General features: G+C 67.1%; 11 protein-coding genes. 10 read left to right on the forward strand and 1 reads right to left on the reverse strand.

The window, feature by feature from the left end; genetic code table 11:
• From mmsA to cobA, 4 genes are all read left to right on the forward strand, one after another.
• A partial coding sequence (gene mmsA / locus ACQ4WQ_RS27955; RefSeq protein WP_436501519.1) for a CoA-acylating methylmalonate-semialdehyde dehydrogenase occupies positions 1-1,060 on the forward strand: 1,060 nt, incomplete at its 5' end.
• Positions 1,061-1,133: 73 nt separating this feature from the next.
• Complete coding sequence (locus tag ACQ4WQ_RS27960; protein ID WP_436501521.1) at positions 1,134-1,772, forward strand: ANTAR domain-containing response regulator; 639 nt, start codon at positions 1,134-1,136, stop codon at positions 1,770-1,772.
• 157 nt (positions 1,773-1,929) lie between these two features.
• Positions 1,930-3,108 (forward strand): CmpA/NrtA family ABC transporter substrate-binding protein, encoded by a 1,179-nt coding sequence (locus ACQ4WQ_RS27965; protein WP_436501523.1) that lies wholly within the window; start codon positions 1,930-1,932, stop codon positions 3,106-3,108.
• 14 nt (positions 3,109-3,122) lie between these two features.
• On the forward strand, positions 3,123-3,893 hold the full coding sequence (cobA, locus tag ACQ4WQ_RS27970) for a uroporphyrinogen-III C-methyltransferase (RefSeq protein ID WP_436501525.1): 771 nt from the start codon (positions 3,123-3,125) through the stop codon (positions 3,891-3,893).
• An 11-nt stretch (positions 3,894-3,904) separates the two neighbouring features.
• On the opposite strand, the gene ACQ4WQ_RS27975 is transcribed toward cobA, so the two are convergent.
• Entirely contained in the window at positions 3,905-4,885 is a 981-nt protein-coding gene (locus ACQ4WQ_RS27975; protein ID WP_326456085.1) for a cyclase family protein, read from the reverse strand.
• Between the two features lie 108 nt (positions 4,886-4,993).
• Here ACQ4WQ_RS27975 and ACQ4WQ_RS27980 point away from each other — a divergent pair, with 108 nt between their 5' ends.
• From ACQ4WQ_RS27980 to ACQ4WQ_RS28005, 6 genes are all read left to right on the forward strand, one after another.
• Positions 4,994-5,884: a LysR family transcriptional regulator gene (locus ACQ4WQ_RS27980; RefSeq protein WP_436501556.1), complete on the forward strand. Its 891-nt coding sequence runs from the start codon at positions 4,994-4,996 to the stop codon at positions 5,882-5,884.
• Between the two features lie 143 nt (positions 5,885-6,027).
• Entirely contained in the window at positions 6,028-9,054 is a 3,027-nt protein-coding gene (locus ACQ4WQ_RS27985; RefSeq protein ID WP_436501527.1) for a CHASE domain-containing protein, read from the forward strand.
• A gap of 75 nt (positions 9,055-9,129) precedes the next feature.
• Positions 9,130-12,549, forward strand: coding sequence for an exodeoxyribonuclease V subunit gamma (gene recC / locus ACQ4WQ_RS27990; RefSeq protein WP_436501529.1), 3,420 nt, complete (start codon positions 9,130-9,132; stop codon positions 12,547-12,549).
• A complete protein-coding gene (gene recB / locus ACQ4WQ_RS27995) occupies positions 12,546-16,220 on the forward strand; it encodes an exodeoxyribonuclease V subunit beta (protein ID WP_436501531.1) in 3,675 nt (1,224 codons plus the stop codon). Before recC ends, recB begins: the two co-directional genes overlap by 4 nt.
• Positions 16,210-18,168, forward strand: a complete 1,959-nt coding sequence (gene recD / locus ACQ4WQ_RS28000; protein WP_436501533.1) for an exodeoxyribonuclease V subunit alpha — start codon at positions 16,210-16,212, stop codon at positions 18,166-18,168. The genes recB and recD overlap by 11 nt, the downstream gene beginning before the upstream one ends.
• A 159-nt stretch (positions 18,169-18,327) precedes the next feature.
• Positions 18,328-20,253 (forward strand): methyl-accepting chemotaxis protein, encoded by a 1,926-nt coding sequence (locus tag ACQ4WQ_RS28005; RefSeq protein ID WP_436501535.1) that lies wholly within the window; start codon positions 18,328-18,330, stop codon positions 20,251-20,253.
• The last annotated feature ends 6 nt before the right edge of the window (positions 20,254-20,259 follow it).

A 20,259-nucleotide genomic window follows, 5' to 3' on the forward strand; every position in this document is an offset into this window, starting at 1 on the left:
CATCACGCCGTTCAATTTCCCCGTGATGGTGCCGATGTGGATGTTCCCGATGGCCATTGCCTGCGGCAATACGTTTGTATTAAAGCCGTCGGAACGCGACCCGTCGGCCAGCCTGCTGCTGGCGCAGTTGCTGACGGACGCGGGCTTGCCCGACGGCGTCTTCAACGTGGTGCAGGGTGACAAGGAAGCCGTGGACGGCTTGCTGCACCACCCGGACGTGCGCGCCGTCAGCTTCGTCGGTTCCACGCCGATCGCCGAATATATCTATGCGACGGGCTGCGCGCAGGGCAAGCGCGTCCAAGCCTTGGGCGGCGCCAAGAACCACATGGTCGTCATGCCGGACGCGGACATTCCCCAGACGGTCGACGCCCTGATGGGCGCCGCGTTTGGCTCGGCCGGCGAGCGCTGCATGGCCATTTCCGTCGTCGTGGCGGTGGGCAATGTGGCGGACCAGTTGGTGGAAGCCCTGGTGCCCCGTATCGCGGCGTTAAAGATCACGCAGGGCATGGACCTGTCGGCCGAGATGGGGCCGGTGGTGACGCAGGTGCACAAGGACAAGATTGCCGGCTACATCGCCACGGGCGTGGAGGAAGGCGCCAAGCTGGTGGCCGATGGGCGCGGTTTCGTCTTGCCCGGCCATGAGCACGGCTTTTTCCTCGGCGGCAGCCTGTTCGATCACGTCACGCCCGAGATGACGATCTACAAGGAGGAAATCTTCGGCCCGGTGCTGTGCATCGTGCGCGTGCACGATTTCACGGCGGCGCTGGACCTGGTCAACGCGCATGAATACGGCAACGGCACGGCCATCTACACGCGCGACGGCAACACGGCGCGCGAATACACGCACCGCGTGCAGGTCGGGATGGTGGGCGTGAACGTGCCGATTCCCGTGCCGATGGCCTTCCACAGCTTCGGCGGCTGGAAGCGCAGCCTGTTCGGCGACCACCATGCGCATGGCCCGGAATCGGTGCGTTTCTATACCAAGCAGAAGGCGGTGACGCAGCGCTGGCCGGCCTCGACGGCGGCCGGGGCCGAGTTTGCCATGCCGACCCTGAAGTAATTCCGCTGTAAAACCGGCTGGTTCGCTTCTTGCTTACTGCAATGGTTGTGTTTAGCCATTGCAGATCGCTCCCATGACGTCCAGCCGTACCCAGCCTTTGCGCATCGTCGTCGTCAACACTATTGTCGAGCACGGTGTGCACGAGAATGCGGCCTTGGCTGCCCAAGTGCAGCGCGGCAATGCCTTGCGCATCGGCTTGCTGGAATCGGGTTTCGACATCGTCGCCTCCCTGCCAGCCGACCTCTACCTTCCCGAGCGCATCGCGCAGCTGCAGCCTGATCTCATCATCATCGACGCCGAATCGGATGCGCGCGACGTGCTCGAGCATATCGTCATCGCCACGCGCGATGAGCGCCGCCCCATCGTATTATTTACCGAAGACGGCGCCACGGCCAGCATCGACGCGGCCATGGCGGCCGGCGTGTCCGCCTATATCGTGGCCGGCTTGCATGCCGAGCGCATCTTGCCCGTGCTGAACGTGGCGCTGGCGCGCTTTCGCCAGGAAGAAAAACTCCGTGCCGAATTGCTCGAGTCGCGCCATAAATTGCTGGAACGCAAGGTGATCGAACGGGCCAAGGGCCTGTTGATGACGCATCACGGCTTGACGGAAGAGCAGGCATACCAGCGCCTGCGCAGCATGGCCATGAACAAGAAACTCAAGCTGGCAGAGATCGCCCAGCGCATCCTCGACGTGGAGGACTTGCTGGGATGAAACGTCCATTTCCTGATACATGCTGGTGCAGTGCACCATCGCAGTGCGTTTCCAGCTGCCCTGGACAGGAGATGCGCGGGCACGCTCCTTGCTGCTGGATCAGCATGACCTTGTCCACGGCGGCACGGCAAAACAGTAGTTATCAGCAAGGAATGGTATGACAGAGAAAATGGGAGACGGCGCCCAGATGGCGCGGCCCCTGCAGCCGGAAAAACAGACGATACGCATCGGCTACCTGCCGCTGACCGATTGCGCCTCGCTGGTGATGGCGTCAAAGCTGGGGCTCGATGAAAAATACGGCATCAAGATCGAACTGAGCCGCGAGATGTCGTGGGCCGGCGTGCGCGACAAACTGAATAATGGCGAACTCGACGCGGCCCATGTGCTGTACGGCCTTGTGTATGGCGTGCAGATGGGCATCGGCGGGCAGCAGCGCGACATGGCTGTATTGATGAATCTCAACCACAGCGGCCAGGCTGTCACCCTGTCGGCGGCGCTGGCGCGCGAGGGTGCCCACGATGGCCCCACCCTGGCGCGCTACATGCGGGCCGCATCGCGGCCGTTTGCGTTTGCGCATACTTTCCCGACTGGCAATCACGCGATGCTGCTGCAATACTGGCTGGCGGCGCATGGCATCGACCCGTTGCGCGACGCGCGCGTGATGACGGTGCCGCCGTCGCAGATGGTGGCCGCCTTGCGCGCGGGCCAGATGGATGGTTTTTGCGCGGGCGAACCGTGGGGCTACAAGGCCATCGTCGATGGCGTGGGCGTGACGGCCGCCGCCAGCGGCGCCATCTGGCCCGACCATCCGGGCAAGGTGCTGGGCACCAGCGCCGCGTTTGCGCAGCAGCATCCGAACAGCTGCCGCGCCCTGATCGCTGCCGTGCTCGAGGCGGGACGCTGGATCGATGCCAGCGATGCCAACCGCCTGGCCATGGCGGCCACGCTGGCCGAGCCCGCTTACCTGAACACGCCGCAGGAAACCTTGGCGCCGCGCATCCTCGGCCACTACCAGGATGGGCTGGGCAAGACCTGGGACGAGGCGCACGGCTTGCAGTTCTACGGCGATGGCGCCGTCAATTTCCCGTATCTGTCCGACGGCATGTGGTTCATGACCCAGCACCGGCGCTGGGGCTTGCTGCGCGACGAACCCGATTACCTGGCGGTGGCAAGGCAAGTCAACCGCATCGACCTGTACCGCCAGGCGGCGGAAATGACGGCCACGCCCGTGCCAAAAGCCCCCATGCGCAGTTCGACCCTGTGCGACGGCGTCGTGTGGGACGGCAGCGCGCCGGAAGCGTATGCGGCAGCGTTTGCCATCGGCCATTTTTTCTGACTGGAGACTGCATCATGGCGCAATGTGGAAGCGTAACCCTGGTCGGCGCCGGTCCCGGCGATCCGGATCTGCTGACGATCAAGGCGGTGAAGGCCATCGCACGGGCCGACGTGGTGCTGATCGACGACCTCGTCAATCCGGCCATCCTCGCGCATGCGGCACAAGGCGTGCGCGTGGTCGAAGTGGGCAAGCGGGGCGGTTGCGCCTCGACGCCGCAAGCGTTCATCGAGCGCCTGATGCTGGCCGAGGCGCGCGCCGGCCTGCACGTGGTGCGCCTGAAAGGGGGCGACCCGTATCTGTTCGGGCGCGGCGGCGAAGAGCGCGCCTATTTGCGCAGCCACGGCGTGGCCGTCGAGGTGATCCCCGGCATCAGCAGCGGTTTGGCCGCGCCGTCCGGCATCGGTGTGCCGCTCACGCACCGCGCCTGGAGCCAGGGCGCCATCTTCGTCACGGGTCACGGCAAGGATGGCGCGTCGGAACCGAACTGGGCGGCCCTGGCGCAAAGCGGCCTGACTCTCGTCATCTACATGGGCGTGGCCAGGGTGGCCGCCATCCAGGCCGGCTTGCTGGCCGGCGGCATGGCGCCCGGCACGCCCGTGGCCGTGGTGCAATCGGCCAGCCTGCCGGCGCAGCGCCAGTTGCTGAGCACCTTGCAGCGCTTGCCCGGCGACTTGCAGGCCAGCGGCCTGGGCAGTCCCAGCATCATCGTCGTGGGCGACGTGGTGCGCTGCGCCGATGCCTGGGATGAGCATGGCGCACCGGGCTTGCTGGCCGCGACCGTGTGATCCGGCGGAATTTAGCGGATCGGCAGGGCCACGGGGCGGATGGGCGCCGCGTCGCCGCCGCGGAATTTCAATGAGGCGCCGATGAAGGCAAATTGGTACACCTTGTCGCGCGACAGGGCTTCCAGGTCGACCAGTTCCAGGATGGGCGTGCCCTGCTGCGCCAGCAGATAGGTGTGCACGGGCAGGTAATTGTTCGCCACTTCGGAGGGAAACGCTTCGAAACTGAGGTTGTCCGCGCCCACCACCATGGCGCCGCCATCTTCCACGAGGAATTTCGCCGCATCGAGCGACAGGCCGGGCGGATTGGCCATGTACGCTTGCGCCTGCTCATAGCGCTGCATGCGGCCCGTGCGTATCAGCACCACGTCGCCCTTTTCCAAGGTGACCTTCTGTTGCGCTAGCGCCGCGCGCAAATCCTGCCGCGTCACCCGGTAATTGTCGGGCAGTTGCGACAAGCCCTTGGCCACGGCCACGTCGATCAGCACGCCGCGCGCCACGATGGGCGGCAGCTTTTCCGCGCCCGTCACGGTCCAGCCTCGGTCACCCAGGTGCTGCTCCTCCGTAAAACCGTTCCAGATCTTGCCGTTCAGGCCGAAGTGGTTCAGGGCGTCGATATGCGTGCCCATGTGCGCATACATGGAGACGGCTGAGCCCGTATAGCTGACGTGGCGGTTCATCTGTTCGCCCACCTGCATGGAATCGGCCACCACGTTGCCTTTCGGCGTGTGCGTCATCCACATCTGGTAGGGCGGGTCGCCGGCCGCTTGCCAGCTGGGCATGCCGATATAGAAATCGACGGCCAGGTCGTAGCTCTTGCCGCCGTCGATGCGGGCCAGGATGGCGGCGCGCGAGGCTGGCGTCATCAGGTTCAGGCGGCCGATCTCGTCTTTCGGGCCCCAGGGGCTGATGCCCACTTCTGGCAGGGCGGCCTGCACTGTCCCTCCCAGCAGGGCCAGCAGCAGGGCAGTCAGGGTGGCGGATGGTTTGAACATGGGGTACTCCTTGCGTGACATGAATAAAGAAGCCACCATCATATTGTTTTTCATTTCAATGATAATCAGCGATAAAATAATAAGATATTCAACCACAGGGAAAGAATGATGGATGTCCTGGCGCACATGCGCGTGTTTCGCAAGGTGGTCGAGCGCGACAGCTTCAGCAAGGCGGCGCAGGATCTGAATCAGTCGGCGGCCGCCATCAGCAAGCAGGTGCGCCAGCTGGAGGCGCATCTGGGCACCGTGCTGCTGGTTCGCACGACGCGGCGCATGAGCTTGTCGGATGGCGGGCGTGCCTACTATCTTGAATGCTGCCGCCTGCTCGATGAAATCGATGCGCTGGAACTGGCCACGCGCGGCTGCGCCGGCAAGGTGGCGGGGCGGCTGCGCGTGAATGCGCCGCTGTCGTTTGGCCTGAAAGTGCTGTCCCCCTTGCTGCCGGACTTCATGGCACGTTATCCGGACGTCAAGATCGAGATGACCCTGGACGACCGCCTGCGCGATGTGGTGGGCGAGGGTTATGACGTGTCGCTGCGCATCCGCGCCGCGCTGGCCGATTCGACCCTGGTGGCGCGCCGCCTGGGCGACGTCGAGCAAATGATTTGCGCAGCGCCGGCCTACCTGGCGCGGCGCGGCACGCCCCGGCAGGCGCAGGACTTGCACGGTCACGATTGCCTGGCCTACCGCCTGGCCGACAGTCCTGGCGTCTGGCAGCTGGCCGGGCCGGAAGGGGCGAGCAGCATCGTGCTGCCCGTGCGCTTTTCTGCCGACAGCAGCCTGCTGCTGGCCGATATGCTGGTGGCGGGCATCGGCGTGGGGGCGCTGCCGTCGTTCGTCGCCGCGCCGCTGCTGGCCAGCGGCGCCCTGGTGCGCGTGCTGCCGTCGCACGGCATGGCCAGGCGGGGAGTGTATGCCTTGACGCCCGATGGGCGCCACGTGCAGGAAAAGGTGCGCGCCTTTTGCGACTTCCTGGCCGGCGCGCTGCAGGGGGGCTAGGCGCACGATGTTTTCCAGTGCAACCATCATGCGCGCTTTTTTTCTTGCACAAGCGCGTCGGGCGTGAGCTTTGATAGTATCCTCGTGCTTGCTGGGCGGCCGCAGCGCCGCACATTCGAGGAAACCGGAATAAGCGATCGACAATGCACACTTTGAGCAAGGGCGGAGCGGGATCAGGCGTCAGAATCTGGGCAGGTGGCGTGCTGCTGGCATTGGCGGTGGGCGGCGCCCTGTACGCGGGGGCGGTGCGCACGGTCAATGACGACGCCGAACAGCGTTTCGACAATCTCACGCATGGCGCCCAGCACAGCCTGATCACGCGCGTAAAAAGCTATTCCGACCTGCTGCGCGGCCTCGAGGCCCTGTTCCGCACCAGCGAGCAGCTGACGCGCCGCCAGTTCCACGATTACGTGGCCGGCCTCGATATCGCGCGCCAGTTCCCGGCCATCGAATCGGTCAATTATGCGGTGGCGCTGACGCAGGCGCAGCGCGCGGCCTATGTCGCCGACGTGCGCCGCGACACCAGCCTGGCGCCGCGCGGCTATCCCGCTTTCACCATCCGCCCGCCCGGAGAGCGGCCGGAATACACGGTGCTTACCTACCTGGAGCCCGATTCCCTGCTGTCCGAACGCATGGGCGTCGATATCGGCGCCAACCCGCTGGTGGCGCAAGCCCTGGCGCAGGCGCGCGACAGCGGCGAAGTCAGCGCGTCGGGGCAGGTCATCATGATCAAGGGGCCGCCCGCGCACGTGGGCCTGGGCATGCGCCTGCCCGTGTACCGCAATGGCATGCCGCAGGGGAGCGTGGCCGAGCGCCGCGCCGCCTACCAGGGCTCCGTGGGCATCGGCTTTGGCGTGGCGCAACTGGTCCACAGCGCGCTCGAACGCAGCGCCCTGGAACCGCTGCACCTGACCCTGTACAGCGCGGCCGAGCCGTTGCCGGCCAGCGGGACCCTGGCCATCACGCCGCAGGACCGCCTGCTGTTCAACGATGATGCCGACCTGGCGGCGGCGCCGCCGCAACCTGGCAGCGATGCCGACTATTTCGACCAGGTGCTGCCCGTGGCTTATCAGGGCGGCCTGTGGAAAGCCCATTTCCGCGTGCGCAAGGCGGAGCTGTACAGCCCCTTCGACCGCTATTTTCCATGGCTGGCGCTGGCCGTCGGCGTGGCCGGCACGCTGCTCATTTATGGCTATATCTTTACCCTGTACCGCTCGCGCCGCAACGCGGTGGCGCAGCGCACCCTGCTCGATACGGTGCTCGACAGCGTCGACGCCTATGTCTACATGAAGGATGCCGACCTGCGCTACCGCTACGTGAATGCGCGCACGGCGAAGATACTGGGCCGTCCTCCGGAGCAGCTGATCGGCCGCCAGGACGGCGAGCTGATGCTCGGCGATGCGGCCGCCGCCGCGCAGCTGACCGAACGCCAGGTCTTCGACAGCGGCGCCAAGTTCGTCGGCGAGGAACGCTTCGTCGATGCGCAGGGCCAGGTGCATCACCTGTGGAGCGTGAAGGTGCCGCTGGGCTTGCCCGGTCCCGTCACGGGGCTGATCGGCCTGTCCACCGACGTGACGGAACTGCACCGGCTGAAAGAGCAGGCCGACGCGGCCAGCCAGGCCAAGAGCGACTTCCTGTCGAACATGAGCCATGAAATCCGCACGCCGATGAACAGCATCATCGGCATGGCCCACCTGGCGCTGAAATCGGTGGCCGACGCGCGCCAGCGCGACTATCTGCAGAAAATCTTCCATTCGGGCCAGCACTTGCTGGGCCTGATCAACGATATCCTCGACTTTTCCAAGATCGAGGCGGGCAAGCTGGAGCTGGAAGTGCTGGACTTCCGTCTCGACACCCTGCTGGCGAACATCGCCAGCCAGCTGGGCGACGCGGCCGCCGTCAAGGGCCTGGCGCTGCAGTTCGATATCGCGCCCGAGCTGCCGCAGCGCTGGCGCGGCGACCCGCTGCGCCTGGAACAGGTCTTGCTGAACCTGACCAGCAATGCCATCAAGTTTTCCGACAATGGCAGCATCTTCGTGCGCGTGCGCCAGTCCGAGGAGCGCGGCAGCTACGGCATGCTGCGCTTCGAGGTGCAGGACCGCGGCATCGGCATGAACCAGCAAGAAGTGGCGCAGCTGTTCCGCTCCTTCCACCAGGCCGACCCGTCGACCACGCGCAAGTATGGCGGCAGCGGCCTGGGACTGGTGATCAGCAAGCAGCTGGTGGAGCTCATGGGCGGCAAGGTGGGCGTGTACAGCCAGCCGGGCCTGGGCAGCACTTTCTGGTTCACGGCGCGCCTGGAAAAAAGCGCGCAGGGGGCCGACGAGCGCATCGCGGAAGTGGAGCCGGAAGTACTGGGAGTGATCCGCGGCGCCTCCATCCTGCTGGTGGAAGACAACATCTTCAGCCAGCAGGTCGGCTGCGAACTGCTGGAAGACGCCGGCGCCACCGTCTGCGTCGCCAGCAATGGCCGCGAGGCGCTGGAATTGCTGGCTCGCCAGCGCTACGACTGCGTGCTGATGGACGTGCAGATGCCGGAGATGGACGGCTTCGAGGCGACGCGCCGCATCCGCGCCGACCCGAAACTTGCCGGCCTGCTGGTGATCGCCATGACGGCCAATGCGGGCAGCGAAGACCGCGCCCGCTGCCTGGAGGCGGGCATGGATGAATTCGTGACCAAGCCGATCGCCCCGAATCTGCTGTTTCACCTGCTGGCGAAATGGTTCCGCCTGCGTGGCGGCATCGGCAGCATCGGCCGCGACAGGCTGGCGGCGGTGCCGAAAGCGCCGCCGGCGGGCGCCGCGCCGGAGCTGCGCGACACGGCCATCCTCGACCTGGCCACCCTGGCGCTCACGTTCAGCAATGACGCCGTGAAGATGCGCAAGTACACCCAGCTGTTTCTCGACACGGCGCGCGACGGCATCGCCGAAATGGAGCAGGCTCTGGCGCTGGAAGACCTGGGACGCCTGGCCGACCTGGGACACCGCAGCAAATCGTCGGCGCTGGCCGTGGGCGCGCATGCCTTCGCCAGCCTGTGCACGTCGATCGAAGGCTTGCGCCTGGGCGGCGACCTGCTGCAGGCGCGCGCCTTGCTGACGGCGCTCGGGCCGGCGCTGGCGCAGGTGGCGGAACAAATTTCCATGGAATTTGCCGCCAGCGGCGCCCCTTGAGGCAGGCAGCGGCGATAATAGGCGTTTGACGTCTGCGGTCACCCGGCCGCAGACGCGGCAACCCATCGGATCAGCATGCATACACCCGTCACGCCCGGCCTCCTCATCCTGCATGGCAACCAGCTGGAACAGCTGCGCGCCGCCGTTTTCCAGTGGCTGCGCCAGCATCCGCTGGCGCCGCTGGAAACGGATATCTTCCTGGTGCAGTCGAACGGCGTGGCCGAATGGCTGAAGATCGCCCTGGCCGAGGAAATGGGCGTGTGTGCCGCCACGCGCATCGCGCTGCCGGCGCGCCTGCTGTGGGAAAGCTACCGGGGCATGCTGGGGCGCGAGCGCGTCCCGCGCGTCTCGCCGTTCGATAAGTCCCCGCTGACCTGGCGTCTGATGCGATTGCTGCCGTCGCTGCTGGCCGACCCCGTGTTCGCGCCGCTGCGCTACTTCCTGGCCGATGGCGATTGCGAACGCCGGCTGCAGCTGGCCGAGCGCCTGGCCGACTTGTTCGACCAGTACCAGGTCTACCGCGCCGACTGGCTGGCCGACTGGGCGGCCGGACGCGACCAGTTGCGCACGGCCCGCGGCGAGTCCCTCGCCTTGAAGGACGACCAGCGCTGGCAGGCGCAGTTGTGGCGCGCCGTGGGCCAGGACGTCGAGGCCTCGGAGCGCGACACGGGCCGCGCCGACATCCACGACGCCTTTTTGGCGGCGATCGCCGCCGGCGATGCGCCCGCCGGCAAGCTGCCGCGCCGCGTGGTGCTGTTCGGCGTGTCGGCCTTGCCCTACCAGACCTTGCAGGCGCTCGCTGCGCTGGCGCGCCACACGCAGGTGGTGCTGGCCGTGCCCAATCCATGCCAGTTCTACTGGGGCGACATCATCGACGGGCGCGACTTGCTGCGCGCCGAAAACAAGCGCCAGCGGCAGCGCAACGGCACCGATCTGGCGCACATTCCGCTGGAAGAACTGCATGCGCACAGCCACCCGCTGCTGGCCAGCTGGGGCAGGCAAGGGCGCGATTTCATCCGCATGCTCGACGAATTCGACGAACACGCGCAGGCCGAGGGGCGCGACGACAGCCTGCGCATCGACCTGTTTGGCGAGGAGACGGGCGAAACGCTGCTGCAGCAGGTGCAGGTGGCCATCCGCGAACTGCGCCCGCTGGCCGAACATGAGCAAACGCCGCCCGACGCCGGCGACCGCTCGATCGAATTCCACGTGGCGCACAGCGTGCAGCGCGAGGTGGAAGTGCTGCACGACCAGCTGCTGGCCATGTTCGCGCACAGCGCCGAGACGGGCTTGCGTCCGCGCGACGTGGTCGTGATGGTGCCCGACATCGACACGTTTACGGCCGCCATCCACGCCGTTTTCGGCCAGTACCGGCGCAACGACGAGCGTTTCATTCCGTTCGAGATCGGCGACGTGAAGGACCGCAGCGTTAACCCGCTGCTCGTCGCGCTCGAGTGGCTGCTGCAGCTGCCGCAGCAGCGCTGCCGCCAGAGCGAAGTGCGCGACCTGCTCGACGTGCCGGCGCTGGCGGCACGTTTTGGCCTGCAGCCGGGCGACCTGGTCACGCTGGGCGCCTGGATCGAAGGGGCCGGCGTGCGCTGGGGTCTGGACCAGCATCACCGCAGCGGCCTGGGACTGGGCGCGGCCGGCGAGCAGAATGCGTGGATCTTCGGCGTGCGGCGCATGCTGCTCGGTTACGCCAGCGGCAGCGGCGCCAGCTTCGGCGGCATCGAGCCGTATGCGGAAGTGGGCGGCCTCGATGCGGCGCTGGCGGGTTCGCTGGCGCAGCTGGTCGAGGCGCTGCTGCACTGGCGCACCGTGCTGGCCGGCGCCTGCACGCCCGCCGAGTGGGGCGTGCAGGCGCGCGCGCTGCTGGCCGCCTTCTTTGATGCCGACGACGAGGGCGACCGCCTGACCCTGGCGCAGCTCGAGGGCGCCTTGCAGGGCTGGCTGGAAACCTGCGAGCATGCGGGCTTTGTCGAGCAGGTGCCGCTGTCCGTGCTGCGCGTGGCGTGGCTGGGCGCGCTGGACGAGCCGACCCTGAACCACCAATTCGTCTCCGGCGGCGTGACCTTCTGTACCCTGATGCCGATGCGCGCCGTGCCGTTCCGCGTCGTGTGCCTGCTGGGCATGAACGATGGCGACTTCCCGCGCCGCGCGCAGAAGGCCGATTTCGACCTGCTGGCGCTGCCCGGCATGGCGCGCCCGGGCGACCGCTCGCGCCGCGACGACGACCGCTACCTGATGCTCGAAGCCTTGCTGGCCGCGCGCGACAAGCTGTACGTGAGCTGGGTGGGGCGCAATGTGCGCGACAATTCCGAGCAGCCGCCGTCCGTGCTGGTGTCGCAGCTGCGCGACTACCTGGCCGCCGGCTGGTCGCTGGACCGGCACCTGGTGTCGCTGACCACCGAGCACGCGCTGCAGCCGTTCAGCCGCCGCTATTTCGAGGCCGATGGCTTGCTGACCTATGCGCGCGAATGGCGCGTAGTCCATACCGATGCCGATGCGCAGGCCGCCGCGTTGCCGCTGGGCCCCTACGAACTCGATCCCGGCACGCGCCTGAAGCTGGGCGAGCTGGCCAGTTTCCTGCGCCAGCCCGTCAAATACTTTTTCCGCCGCCGCCTCAGCGTCCATTTCGCCGATGCGGCCATGCTGGGCGAGGATGAAGAGCCGTTCGGCCTGAATGCGCTCGAGCGCTATCTGCTGGAAGACACCATGCTCGATGACGGCGGCGCCGTGGAAGATATCGGCGACGTGCGCGCCAGCCTGGAGGCGCGCGCGGCACGCCTGGCGCGCGAAGGTGTGCTGCCCATCGGCCTGATCGGCCGGCAGGTGCAGGCGCAGCTGGTCGAGGCGCTCGTGCCCGTGCGCAGCGCGTGGCTGTCCTTGCGCGCTTCGTTCCCGCTGGCGGCCGACAAGCGCGCCATCAACTTGCCCTTCGGCGAAGTGCAGATCGACGACTGGCTCGACAGATTGTGCAGCAACGGGCGGGAGACGGCCTGGCTGATGCAGATTTCCTCGAAGGTGACGGACAAGGGCGGCCAGGCGCGCGGCGACAAGCTGATGCTGATGTGGCTGCGCCAGCTGGCCGCCGCCACCCTCGGCTTCCCCGTCACCGGCTACCTGGTGGCGCGCGATGCCATCGTCAGCATGGCGCCGCTCGATCCGGCCAGTTCGCGCGACGCCCTGGCGACCCTGCTGGCGCTGTGGCGCGAAGGCATGAACCATCCGCTGCCCACGGCTTGCAAGACGGGACTGGCGCTGGTGCAGCAGGGCGACCCGCGCGCCGTGTATGACGGCGGCTTCGACATCTCGGGCGAGCGCGAAGAACTGTGCCTGGCGCGCCTGTGGCCCGAGTTTTCCGCGCTGGCCGCCGAGGAAGCGTGGCAGGACTGCACGCGCGAGCTGTATGGCCCGCTGGCCGACTGGCTGCAGCAACACATCACGATCGACCCGATCAGCGCGCCCGACGATGGCGCGGGAGAAGAACCATGACGAGCCATCTGCTCAACCCCCTGGCGTTTCCGCTGCACGGCTCGCGCCTGATCGAGGCGTCCGCCGGCACCGGCAAGACCTGGACCATCGCCGCGCTGTACGTACGGCTCGTGCTGGGTCACGGCGACGACGACAGCCGCTTTAAGCGCCCGCTGCTGCCGGCCGATATCCTCGTGATGACGTTTACCCGCGCCGCCACGCGCGAATTGTCGAACCGCGTGCGCGAGCGCCTGATCGAGGCGGCCGCTTATTTTCGGCACGAATTTGGCATGGAATCCGGCGGCAGCGACCCGTTTCTCGACGCCTTGCTCGAGTCCTATCCTGACGAGGGCGAACGGCAAAAGGCCGCGCACCGGCTGATGCTGGCCGCCGAGACGATGGATGAAGCGGCCATCTTCACCATCGACGCCTGGTGCCAGCGCATGCTGCGCGAGCACGCGTTCGACAGCGGCAGCCTGTTCGATGAGGAACTGGTCAGCGACGAGCAAGCGCTGTTCGAGGATGCGGCCCACGATTACTGGCGCCAGCAAGTTTATCCCTTGCCGCCGCAGGCGCTCGACGTGCTGCTGGCCTGCTGGCCCGACGTGGGCGCGTTGAAGAAGGGCGCGCGCGCGCTGGCGCGCCGCGCCGACATCATGGGCATGGCGGACGAGGAACCGTTGTCCACCCTGATCGCGCGCGAACAGCGGGCGCTGGCCGCGCAGCTGGCCACCCTGAAGGCGGGCTGGGTCGAGCGCGTGGATCAGATGGCCGCCTGGATCAACGACCACCGCGCCGCCAATCCCAAGTGTTTTAACGGCGTCAAGATGAAGCCGGAGAACCTGGCGAAGTGGTTCGACGGCTTGCGCCGCTGGGCGCAGGATCCACTGTTGCTGCTGCCTGCCATCACGGCCAAGGCGTGGGAACGATTGACGCCGTTCGGCATCGAGGATGCGTTCGCCAAGAGTTTTACGGCCCAGGTGCCCGAGTGCTTCGAGCATACGGAAGCGCTGGGCATCGCCCTGGCGGCATTGACGCCGCTGGCGCACAAGCTGCACCTGCATGCGGCGGCGGCCATCGCGCGGCGCATGGATCAATTGAAGCGTCAGTCGCGCCAGTTCGGCTTTGCCGACATGCTGCAACGCCTGCACGACGCGCTGGCCGGCGAGAATGGCCCGGCCTTGCGCCAGCGCATCATCGATCAGTACCCGCTGGCCATGGTCGATGAATTCCAGGATACGGCGCCCGCGCAGTACCAGATCTTCAATTCGCTGTACCGCATCGCCGACAATGATCCGGCGCTGGGCCTGTTCCTGATCGGCGACCCGAAACAGTCGATCTACGGTTTTCGCGGCGCCGACATTCAAAGCTACCTGGCGGCGCGGCGCGCCACCACGGGCCGCCACTACCAGCTGGGCACCAACTACCGCTCGACGGCGCCATTGGTCGCGGCCGTCAACCAGCTGTTCCTGCACGCCGAGCGCGACGAGGTGCCGGCAGGCGCCTTCCGCTACCGCAAAAACGGCGAGAATCCGCTGCCGTTCGAGGCCGTCGACGCCAAGGGGCGCGACGAGTACCTGGTGAATGCGGGCGGCCCGCTGCCGGCCCTGCTGGCCGCCTGCGCCAGCGATGAAGGGCTGCGCGGCGACGGCTACCGCGAGTATTTCGCGCAGCACTGCGCGGAGCACATCGTCGCCATGCTGGGCGATGCGCAAGCCGGTTTCGCTGGCCCCGGCGGTTTTACGCGCTTGCAGCCGGCCGATATCGCCGTGCTCGTGCGCGACCGCAAGGAAGCGGCGGCCATCCGCCGCGCGCTGGCGCGCCGTCGGGTCGCCAGCGTCTACCTGTCCGACAAGGATTCCGTCATCGACAGCGAGGAAGCGCAAGACGTGCTGCGCTGGCTGGCGGCGCTGGCCAATCCGCTCGACGGGGGACTGGCGCGCGCCGCGCTTGCCACGCGCACCATCGGCCTGTCGCTGGGCGAGCTGGCGCGCCTGTCGAGCGACGAACTGGAATGGGAACGCCGGGTCGAGCAGCTGAAGGCCCTGCACCTGATCTGGCAGCGCCAGGGCGTGCTGGCCATGCTGCGCCGCTTCATCCACGAACTGCAATTGCCCGCCATGCTGCTGCAGCAGACGGGCGGCGAGCGGCGCCTGACGAATCTGCTGCACCTGGCCGAACTGCTGCAATCGGCCAGCCGCCAGCTCGATGGCGAGCAGGCGCTGATACGCTGGCTGGCCGAGCAGATCGCCGGCGAGGGCGACAGCGGCGACGAGCGCGTGCTGCGCCTGGAAAGCGATGCGGAGCTGGTCAAGGTCATCACCGTGCACAAATCCAAGGGGCTCGAATATCCGCTCGTGTATCTGCCGTTCGCCGTCACGGCGCGCAAGGTGGATAAACGCAACCGCAGCTTCTTCGACTATGCGGGCGACGATGGCGAACGCCGCCTCGACCTGTCCCTGTCCGATGAGGCCATGGCGTTTGTGGAAGAGGCGCGCATCGAGGAAGACTTGCGCCTGCTGTACGTGGCCCTGACGCGCGCGCGCCACTTCCTGTGGCTGGGCGTGGCCGCCCAGGCGGCGCGCAAGGCGGGCGAGAACACCCTGCATGAATCGGCGCTCGGCTACCTGCTGACGGGCGGCGACAAGCTGCCGGCGGAACAACTGCTGCTGCGCTGGCAGCAGGTGGCGGGCAGCTGCGACGCCATCTATGTGAGTTCCCTGGCGCAGCCCGACGCCTGCACGGTGCTGGACCGCATCGAGCGCCGTCCCGAGCTGCGCCCCGCACCCGTGTTCGCGGGCGAATTCGAGCGAGACTGGTCGGTGGGCAGCTTTACGTCGCTGACGCGCCAGATCGGCGCCGTGGCGGCCGCGCACGTGCCGCAGCGGGCGCTGGAAGAGACCTTGCTGGAAGACGGCACGGCTGTGGCCGTGGCCGCGCCGACGCAAATGGGTGACGCGCCATGGCACCGCTTCCCGCGCGGTTCCGTGCCCGGTAACTTCCTGCACGAGCAGCTCGAGTGGATGGGCGGCGAAGGCTTTGACAGTGTCCACGACGACAATTTCAACACGCGCCTGGCCGCGCGCTGCGAACGTGCGGGCTGGGGCCACCGCCAGGAAGACGCCATCGCCTGGCTCAGGGAAATCGCCGTTACGCCGCTGCCGCTGCTCGATGCCTCGCTGTCGCAACTGGACAGCACGCTGTCCGAGATGGAGTTCTGGTTCCCCAGCGAGCATTTGTCCACGGGCGCGCTCGATCAGCTGTGCACGCGCTTGCTGCTGGGCGGCGCGCCGCGTCCCGTGCTGCCGCGACGCCAGCTGCACGGCATGCTGAAAGGCTTTGCCGATCTGGTCATCGAACAGGATGGGCGCTACTGGGTGCTCGACTACAAGTCGAATGCGCTGGGCGCCAACGACGCCGCCTACCACACGGCCGCGCTGGCGGCCGGCATGGCGCAGCACCGCTATGATATCCAGGGCGCCATCTATATGCTGGCCCTGCACCGGCTGCTGAAAAGCCGGCTTGGCGACGCCTACGACCCGGCCGAACACCTGGGCGGCGCCATCTTCCTGTTCCTGCGCGGCATCGCGAATGCGGACACGCATGGCTGCTACTGGCTGGCGCCGCAGCTGGAACTGCTGGACGGCCTCGATCAATTATTGTCAGAAGAAGCGGAACATCATGCAGCATAGTGAGCAAATGAATGCCTTGTTCAGCCACGTCGACGGCGTCGCCGGGGATGGTCATCTGCGCCGCCTGAGCGCCGCCTTTGCCCGCTTCATCGCCAGCCTGGACGGGGAGGCGCCGCATGCGCCCGCCGTGGCCGTGGCATGCGTGGTGCTGTCCGAGCTGGAAGGGCGGGGCCACAGCTGCCTGATGCTGGCGGACCTGGCGGGCGAACCGTCGCAGCTGCTGGGATGGAGCGAGGAACTGTGGCATGCCGTGCTGGCCGTTTCCGGCCCGCTGCCCGGATCGCTTGACGGCTGGCGCGCGCTGCTGGCCGGCGCGCCGCAGGTGTGGCAGGTGGGATCAGCCGATGTGCGCCAGCCGCTGGTGCTCGATGGCGACCGTTTGTACCTGCGCCGCTACTGGCGCGACGAAACCCTGGTCGGTGAAAAGATCGCCGTGCGCGCGCAGGATTTGACTGATCCGCCGCTGGCGCAGGTGCGGCAATGGCTCGACATCCTGTTCGACCAGCCGACGCAGGACGGTGGCCCGGACTGGCAAAAGGTGGCCTGCGCCGTCGCGCTGCGCGGCAAGGTCGCCATCATCACGGGCGGCCCGGGCACGGGCAAGACGTACACGGTGGCGAGCCTGTTGACCTTGCTGTTTGCCGTCTCGCCGCAGCCGGAGCAGCTGCGCATCGCGCTGGCCGCGCCGACGGGCAAGGCGGCCGCGCGATTAAAACAGTCGATCGACAAGGCCTTGAGCGGCCTGGCGGAAAAGGTCGGGGCAGCTTTGCCCCTGCTGGAACTGGCGCGGCGCATGGGCGCGGCGCGCACCCTGCATAGCTTGCTGGGCGCGCGGCCCGATACGCGCGCCTTTGCCCACCATGCGGGCAATCCGCTCGACGTCGACGTGCTGATCGTCGATGAAGCGTCGATGGTGCACCTGGAAATGATGGCCTCCGTGCTCGACGCCTTGCCTTCCACCGCCATCCTGATTCTGCTGGGCGACAAGGATCAATTGGCGTCCGTGGAAGCGGGCGCCGTGCTGGGCGACTTGTGCCACGACGCGCAGGCGGGCGGCTACACGGACGCCACCATCGCCTATGCGCAGGCGGCCAGCGGCGTGGCCATTCCTGCCGATTTTGCGGGTGCGGCCGGCGCGCTGGCGCAGCAGACGGTGATGCTGCGCCACAGCCACCGTTTCAGCGGCCCGATCGGCGAACTGGCGCTGGCCGTGAATGCCGGCAGGCCCGACCTGGCCAGGGCCTGCTTCGCCGCCGACAGCGGCGGCCAGCTGGCGTGGACGGTGCCGGCGCAGCAGGAGGACGTGCTGCGCCTGGCCTTGCGCGGGCGCGCAGATGCGCCGGGCGGCTACCAGCCCTACCTGGCGCTGGTGAACGCGGGCGAAGCGGCGTACGCGTGGCATGACGACTGGGTGCGCGCCGTGCTGCACGCCTTTGAAGCGTTCCGCATCCTGTGCGCCGTGCGCGAAGGCGAGTGGGGCGTGGCGGGCCTGAACACGGCCATCGAACTGCGGCTGGAAAAGGAAGGGCTGATACGCCGCAGCGAATGGTATGTGGGCCGTCCCGTGATGGTCACGCGCAACGATTACGGCACGGGCGTGTTCAATGGCGACATCGGCCTGACCCTGCGCGACCCTGCGCGGCCCGGCTCCCTGCGCGTGTACTTCCTGGAAGGGGACAATGTGCGCAGCGTGCTGGCCACGCGTTTGCGCCACGTGGAAACGGCGTTCGCCATGACCGTGCACAAGTCGCAGGGCTCGGAATTTCGCCACACGGTGCTGGTGCTGCCGCAGGAAGGCGGCGCCATGCTGGCGCGCGAGCTGGTCTACACGGGCATCACGCGCGCGCGCGATTTCTTTACCCTCGTCTCGCCCACGCAGGCCGTGCTGTTCGACGCGATTTTGCGCCGCACGCAGCGCGCCAGCGGGCTGAGAGGGTTGATCGGCTAATGGCTTGACAGGGTTCGACGCATTTCTTTACGGAAATATATGTGTTGTATTCCGAATATTGATGATAATTGTTCCGATTTTTGTGTGAGAATGCTTGCATAGATGAAGTAGTGCAAAAGCACTGTTTCACGCCAATAAAATCGAAACGAGGAGTCCATCATGTTGTCTTCCCTTCGCACGCGGCTGGTGCTCATTTGCGTGGCCATCGTCGTCCTGTCCATGCTGGCCTTGTCGGTCGCCAATTACGTCACCACGCGCAGCAGCATGCTGGCGTCGTCCGACCAGCAGATGCAGCAGCTGCTGCACAGCCAGTCGGCCGTGCTGGCGCAATGGGTCGACGGCAAGAAAAAGGTCATGGCATCCGTCGTGATGTCGGCCGAGACGCCTGATCCGCTGCGCGCCTTTCAGATCGCGGAAAAGGCCGGCGATTTTGCGGAGGTGTTCATCGGCTACGCGGACAAGCGCTCCGTGTTTACCCATCCGGGGCGCCCGGCCGATTTCGACCCGACGGCGCGCGCCTGGTACACGGACACCGTCAAGGCGGGCGTACCCATGCTCACGCCGCCGTACGTGGACGCGGCCAGCCACAAGCTGGTGGTGTCGTTCACGGCGCCCGTCGGCCCGAAAGAGGCGTTGCTGGGCGTGGCCGGCGCGGACGTGCTGCTCGATACGGTGATCGCCAACGTGGTGGCGATCAAGCCGACGCCGCACAGCTTTGCCTTCCTGGTCGACCAGAGCGGCACCATCATCGCGCATGCGGACAAGGACCTGAGCCTGCAGCCGGTGGCGAAACTCGATGCGGCGCTGTCGGCCGCGCAGGTGAACCGGCTGGAGAACACGCAGGCCAGCGAGGCCGTGCGCCTCAATGACCGCGACGGCAAGCTGTATGTCACGCGCGTGGCGGGCACCGACTGGCTGCTGGCCGTGGTGCTGGACCAGCAGGAAGCCATGCAAGCCTTGCAGACGATGCTGACGACGGCCACCGTCACGGCCGTGCTGCTGACGGGGCTGGCCGCGGTGCTGCTGTCGGCGCTGGTGTTCAAGATGCTCAAGCGCCTGGAACTGGTGCGCGACGCGCTCGACGACATCGCCTCGGGCGAAGGCGACCTGACGCGCCGCCTCGACGCTTCCGGCGTGGATGAACTGGCGCAGATCGCCGGCGCCTTCAACCGCTTCATCGACAAGATCGCCGCCGTGCTGGTGAAAATCCGCACGGCCAGCGAATCGGTCAAGGTATCGTCGTCGGAAATCGCCGCCGGCAACCAGGACCTGTCCTCGCGCACGGAACAGCAAGCGAGCTCGCTGGAAGAAACGGCCGCCTCGATGGAGGAGCTGACTTCCACCGTCAAGCAGAACGCGGACAATGCGCGCCAGGCCAACCAGATGGCGCAATCGGCGTCCGGCGTGGCCAGCAAGGGCGGGCAAGTGGTGGCGCAGGTGGTCGACACCATGGCCTCGATCAACGATTCGTCGAAGAAGATCGTCGACATCATCAGCGTCATCGACGGCATCGCCTTCCAGACGAATATCCTGGCCCTGAATGCGGCAGTCGAAGCGGCGCGCGCGGGAGAACAAGGGCGCGGCTTTGCCGTGGTGGCGACGGAAGTGCGCAGCCTCGCCCAGCGCTCCGCGGGGGCGGCGAAGGAAATCAAGCTGCTGATCGACGATTCGGTGGGCAAGGTCGATTCGGGTGCGCGCCTGGTCGACGAGGCGGGGGCGACGATGCAGGAAATCGTCGACAGCGTGCGCCGCGTCACCGACATCATGGGCGAGATCACGGCCGCCAGCGTCGAGCAGAGTTCGGGCATCGAGCAGGTGAACCAGGCGATTGCGCAGATGGACCAGGTGACGCAGCAGAATGCGGCCCTGGTGGAAGAGGCGGCGGCCGCCGCCGAAAGCCTGCAGGACCAGGCCAGCACCCTGGCGCAGGTGGTGGGGGTGTTCAAGCTCGATGACGGGCCGGTCGCCGTGCAGCCGCCGGCCAGGCCCGTGGTGCGCGCGGCCAGTGTGCCGCGCATCGCCAGCCGCCCCGCAGCGACGGCCGCCGCCAAGCCGGAACGCAGCGAGGAGTGGGAAACGTTCTAAGCAGCG

The sequence above is a fragment of the Janthinobacterium goodfellowi genome (assembly GCF_051380695.1).
Lineage (GTDB): Bacteria > Pseudomonadota > Gammaproteobacteria > Burkholderiales > Burkholderiaceae_D > Janthinobacterium.